Genomic DNA, 4,677 nt, shown 5'->3' on the forward strand with positions numbered 1-4,677 from the left:
AATCCGAAGAACACGCTCGCCTTTATCGTACATTTTTAAGGTTAATTTGCCAAAGTGTACTTTGAACACCGTCAAATTATACGTAGGTTTCTCGACCGTGAGTTTGGGTTGGGACGGACTTTGCCCTTGTTTTTGGCGGTGACAAGGACGGTGTTTCCATCCGAAGATAGTTTTGATTGTTCGGATGTCCAAAGAACCGCGGGTCAAATCGATCACTCGCTGATAAACCTGTTCCAAGTCCCGACCTCGCTGGAAGAGGAGATTGCGACTGTATTCAATTTGGTAAATTGAATATTGGTAATGAAATCCCGATCGCTTTTGGTCGTCAAGCTTCAGCGCAAAGCAAAGACATGTCGAGTAAATCCAACGATCGCATACTGTGGACAGCCGCCCTATAGAATGCGAAGCATTCAAGGTATCTGCGATTCTGTTCACAGCTGCGATGTTGGAAAACCTGGTGAAGCAGTTACCTTCTTTACTAACTTCAAGTCCTTGCTTTCTGGCTTGACGATCAACCCACTCATGTCCATTAAGTATAATCATGGCTCCAAAGGGAGGATGTCCACTTATCTTGATGGTAAGATGTCCCCAATCAGGATCAATTATATGAAAAAAGTAGTGGTTAACACAGGCAATCTTCTTTCTAAGGTCAATACTACCGTTACTAATTAGTTATGCTCGGCCCAATGACGAAGGCGCCGACTAAAGCGACCTGCTATACGCATAAGGTGTGTATCGTCCAGTTGTTCATCTGAACCGGTGAGCAATCGCCACCATGAGCGAAACCCGCCACCGGTATGCAACATAGGATAATAACCATTTATTACGATCCTGTCAACACAATCGTATGTACCATCGAGAAGTTCATTGTAATATTCGGAAAACTCGTCTGTGGCTTTCATATTGCTCCTCCAAGATTTATTATCTTGGGAATTGTTATACTACGTAAACCAACCGTTTTCAACTGCCCCTTTAGGGGCTCCTTTTTCCAAGCGTAGGCTTGGAAAAAGCGTAGATGCTTTAAGTATCAGTAATAACCAAAATAATCAATAATAAACAAGTTTTCCGGAATAACTGGCTTACTATAAAAAACAGCGTTATAGCTAATTTACTATTCTTTTTGCCTTCGACAAATCCTTCTATAAGTTCTATTTTTGCATAAGAGTTAAATTTTGGAGATATTAGAGTGATTGTAGCCAGAAGTAATTTATACCTGTGCCCACAGGGAGGTTGGCTTGTTAGTGCAGCGTTAGTGCCACGCCTGCTTTATTTCTGGTCGGCTAATAAACAAATTATTTTTGATTATACCCTATCCAATAGTGTACAATATAACAGAAGGTGTTCTGATGAAAAGGGAATTTATTATTTTGCCGGAGTACGAAAAGCGCTGGTGTTAATGTATTCCCAATAATATAAAAACTGATATAAGTGAGAATGGGAAAAAGGAAATCAAGATTTTGATTAAAGCTTTGGGAAATGAACTGAAAAGGAAGTGATCCGAATGAATGCATATTCCAGAATCATTAAAGGCCTAAAGGAAGCCATAGAACATGAAAAAGGCGGCTTAAAAGGTGTTAAAAGGCATGTTGTAGCGGTTAAACCAATAACTGTTTACAAGTCCAAGGAGATAAAAAAAATACGTACGAAATTGGATTTGACGCAATCAGCTTTTGCGAATATTATAGGTGTTTCCCAAAAGGCTGTGGAGGCGTGGGAGGCCGGGAAAAATATTCCGCAGGGTCCTGCTCAGAGAATGCTTGAATTGCTCGACAAAGAACCAGCTATAACCGAAAAATATTTGATTCAAAAATAATTGCTGACCCGCCATCCTGGTGGGTTCTTTATTCTTACAATTCAAGATAATAGGAATTGAACCTAGCTTGAAAATCAAAAAGCCATGGAATAAATTCCCACAGCCCTCGAGAAACAAAGGTTTATGGTGTCGGGGGGCTGACTTTACTTTATCCGCACACAGGAGCATAGGTTATTTTCAAAGCCCGCTCCACCTGGCATTTGCAAGTCGCGAATGACAGGTGGAGCGGGCCTATCTTTGTGGCTACCTCCGACCACTGACCCCTTGCTGAGGTGGCGGCAACGCCGGTGCTGACAAACTACCTAATGCCGACGTGATAACATCACTTTTAGCCTGGCAGAGGCCTCACCGGCCAGGGAGAGGGAACCAACAGTTAAAGCTGCTTACTGTTAGCATCTGCCCAGGGCTATAACGAGGCGGGGTTTCGCCAGCCGTCGCTGACATGAATAGGTTTACATCAGAAGATTTTAAAGGATATCCTTTTTAACTAAAAATCTCTAAAATTCTTTGTTCAGCCCTTTTCATTAACCTTTTAAATGGAACTCCAATAGGTCGGTCAACTACTTGGTTGACAGAATTGTGTATTGTCTCTAATTGCCTGGGCGGTATAGTATTTATCTTGCCGTAGAGGTACAGAACTTCCCAGTACGCCAGTCCTTTCTTTTGGAAAAGATGATCTATTATATTTTTAGCGCTATGATCGTCGCTGAGAATAATATCAATATTCATCTCGTTTGCCAAGGCGGTAGCATGAAGCTCACCTCGGTTAAGAATATCCGTATAGGAAGCTATAAATGAGGCATAAGTTAGCTTTTGTTCCTGGTTTCAAGTCCCCCTGCGCAATTACTACCAACCAACCCTGTGGGCGGACTGCAGTAAGACTGAAATTATTTTCTCCATCTTCTATTTTGCTTTCAACTTCACTGAGAACCACTGCAGGTACGTAAAGATACTCAAACACATCACCCAATATATTGAGATACCCGGCTTTGCAAAGCTTTATCAGAACATCGGCATCACTAATGGCGGCGGTTATTTTAGTCAATGCCGTAATTATACTCAATACCTATATCCTCAGGTGTTTTATCCCAAGGATTTAATAAGGACTCAATTTTTTTATAACTAACCAGACCGTTCGCATAGTTGTAGTTTGCCGCCTCGATAAAAGCTTTGGGTAACTCTTTCTGGGTTGGCTTTATTAATTCTGCAGTGCAAATATAATTAAAATATTTTGTTAATAATTCCTCATTTTCAGGTTTGCTTAGTTTCTTCAGTTTGCCAAAAACAGGTCCGGTTATAAGTTTTAATTTTAGTAACCTGTAGAGCATAGCAGTAAAGCTTACCCTAAAAGTGCACGCCATAGTTATTACGTGTATAGGCAAAATACGTACAATTTTACCGAATCGGTTCCAGGTGACCCGTACTGTTTCTTCCGGCATTAAAAACTCGCCGGCAAAAAAGTCAGCCATCAGTTCCGCCGGGTCGCTTGATTCCGACAGTGGGTTGCAGGCAATAACCTGAAGGTTATCTTTATCGTAGCGATAGTGGTGTAATTCATGGGCGGCGGAGAAAATTTGATGCCCCAAAGACATCTTGGAATTGATAAATATTAAATATTCATTGGCTTCCCTGGCTATCATTGCGGAGAGTTTGTCGCTGGGGCTTGGGTATCGGACAAGAATGATGCCCTGTCGCTCGATCAAATCAAAAATATCGGCTATGGGTTCATCTCCTAAACCCAACTCACGTCTGTACTGGCGCGCGTGTAATTTTGCATCCTGGAGAATCTTTTCCTTTTCCACTGATGAAAATTTTGCAGCCATACTAGGACCTCCTGATTCTTAGTTGACCCAAAATATCACGGAATAGCCCTTCAACCAAGTTGACAGCCTCTAAGAATTCCGTATCATTGTCACCTTTCGCCCTGAAGCGTGCTACCAGGCTTTCTTCCGTTGGTACTGACATAAATACATCTATTGAAGTGCCCAATGCATCTGCAATAATTTTCAGTTCTACTGCGTTGACCGCCTTGTTACCGGACTCTATTTTTGTTATAACCGGCCTGGTAACTTGAAGGGCGTCTGCTAATTGTTTTTGGGTAATATTTCTACTCTCCCTGATTTCTCTAATCCGTGCACCAATCTGGGCAAATGTCGGTGCTCCCATAATATCCAAACTCCCTTCCCCTTATGTAATATAATGTTACCATAAAAAAATTAATATTGCAATATTGGTTCTAAAATGTTACCATATGTATGGTTATGATTTCATTATCACCCACAAATATGAAAACCAGTTTCAAGTAGGTCTGAAACGGGCTTATGGTAATTGACTGGGGAGGTACCATTATAGTGTCAGTATCTTATATCCCTGAAAAAATAAAAATCAGACTTTGGGGCACAGCTGCTGACGGTGTCAGTATGAAGGATGCAACAAGCCTCTTTGGTTGGATACGCTAACCAAGTATGAATTTAACGTAGCATACATTGCCCACATAATAGCCGATAGTCCTGATGGACCCCGAGGCGATCCAGAGTTATCTTTTAAGCTAAAAGCGGATATTTCAAACCTGATGCTAATGTGTGATGAACATCACCGATTAATTGATCGTGAAGATGTAGTGTCAATTCTCAAATTGGTTTTATCCGTACCTTTGGATAATGAATAGTAAATTATCCAAAGTCAATAAAACAAAAAATAGCTCTACGAAAACGTGAGCTGACTTTGGATAATTTCATTGGACTAAACCGCTGACGGCTAGTTTCTATGGGGAAATTAAAAAATTCATCTTACAATTGAATGACAAATATTGACATGGCAAGGTCGTTAATGCGCAAAGGTGGTTTCAAAGGAATAACAATTAC

The 4,677-nt window shown here is 41.0% G+C and carries 6 protein-coding genes; 1 reads left to right on the forward strand and 5 read right to left on the reverse strand.

The window, feature by feature from the left end:
- Nucleotides 1–237, reverse strand: a 237-nt coding sequence (locus Pmgp_RS20135) for a hypothetical protein (protein ID WP_205078110.1), incomplete at its 3' end; no start/stop codon positions are given.
- A 431-nt stretch (nucleotides 238–668) separates the two neighbouring features.
- Nucleotides 669–902 (reverse strand): hypothetical protein, encoded by a 234-nt coding sequence (locus Pmgp_RS19520; protein WP_153189238.1) that lies wholly within the window; start codon nucleotides 900–902, stop codon nucleotides 669–671.
- 599 nt (nucleotides 903–1,501) lie between these two features.
- Here Pmgp_RS19520 and Pmgp_RS18705 point away from each other — a divergent pair.
- Nucleotides 1,502–1,813, forward strand: a complete 312-nt coding sequence (locus tag Pmgp_RS18705; protein WP_134216127.1) for a helix-turn-helix domain-containing protein — start codon at nucleotides 1,502–1,504, stop codon at nucleotides 1,811–1,813.
- Nucleotides 1,814–2,579: 766 nt separating this feature from the next.
- On the opposite strand, the gene Pmgp_RS18715 is transcribed toward Pmgp_RS18705, so the two are convergent.
- Genes Pmgp_RS18715 through Pmgp_RS18725 form a run of 3 tightly spaced genes read right to left on the reverse strand, consistent with a single transcriptional unit; the run spans nucleotide 2,580 to nucleotide 3,979 of the window.
- Nucleotides 2,580–2,876: a PIN domain-containing protein gene (locus Pmgp_RS18715; RefSeq protein WP_134216131.1), complete on the reverse strand. Its 297-nt coding sequence runs from the start codon at nucleotides 2,874–2,876 to the stop codon at nucleotides 2,580–2,582.
- Complete coding sequence (locus Pmgp_RS18720) at nucleotides 2,851–3,636, reverse strand: ImmA/IrrE family metallo-endopeptidase (protein WP_134216133.1); 786 nt, start codon at nucleotides 3,634–3,636, stop codon at nucleotides 2,851–2,853. The genes Pmgp_RS18715 and Pmgp_RS18720 overlap by 26 nt, the downstream gene beginning before the upstream one ends.
- 1 nt (nucleotide 3,637) lies before the next feature.
- On the reverse strand, nucleotides 3,638–3,979 hold the full coding sequence (locus Pmgp_RS18725) for a helix-turn-helix domain-containing protein (RefSeq protein ID WP_134216134.1): 342 nt from the start codon (nucleotides 3,977–3,979) through the stop codon (nucleotides 3,638–3,640).
- Nucleotides 3,980–4,677: the final 698 nt, after the last annotated feature.

Source organism: Pelotomaculum propionicicum, assembly GCF_004369225.1.
In the GTDB taxonomy this organism is placed as follows: Bacteria; Bacillota; Desulfotomaculia; order Desulfotomaculales; family Pelotomaculaceae; genus Pelotomaculum_B; species Pelotomaculum_B propionicicum.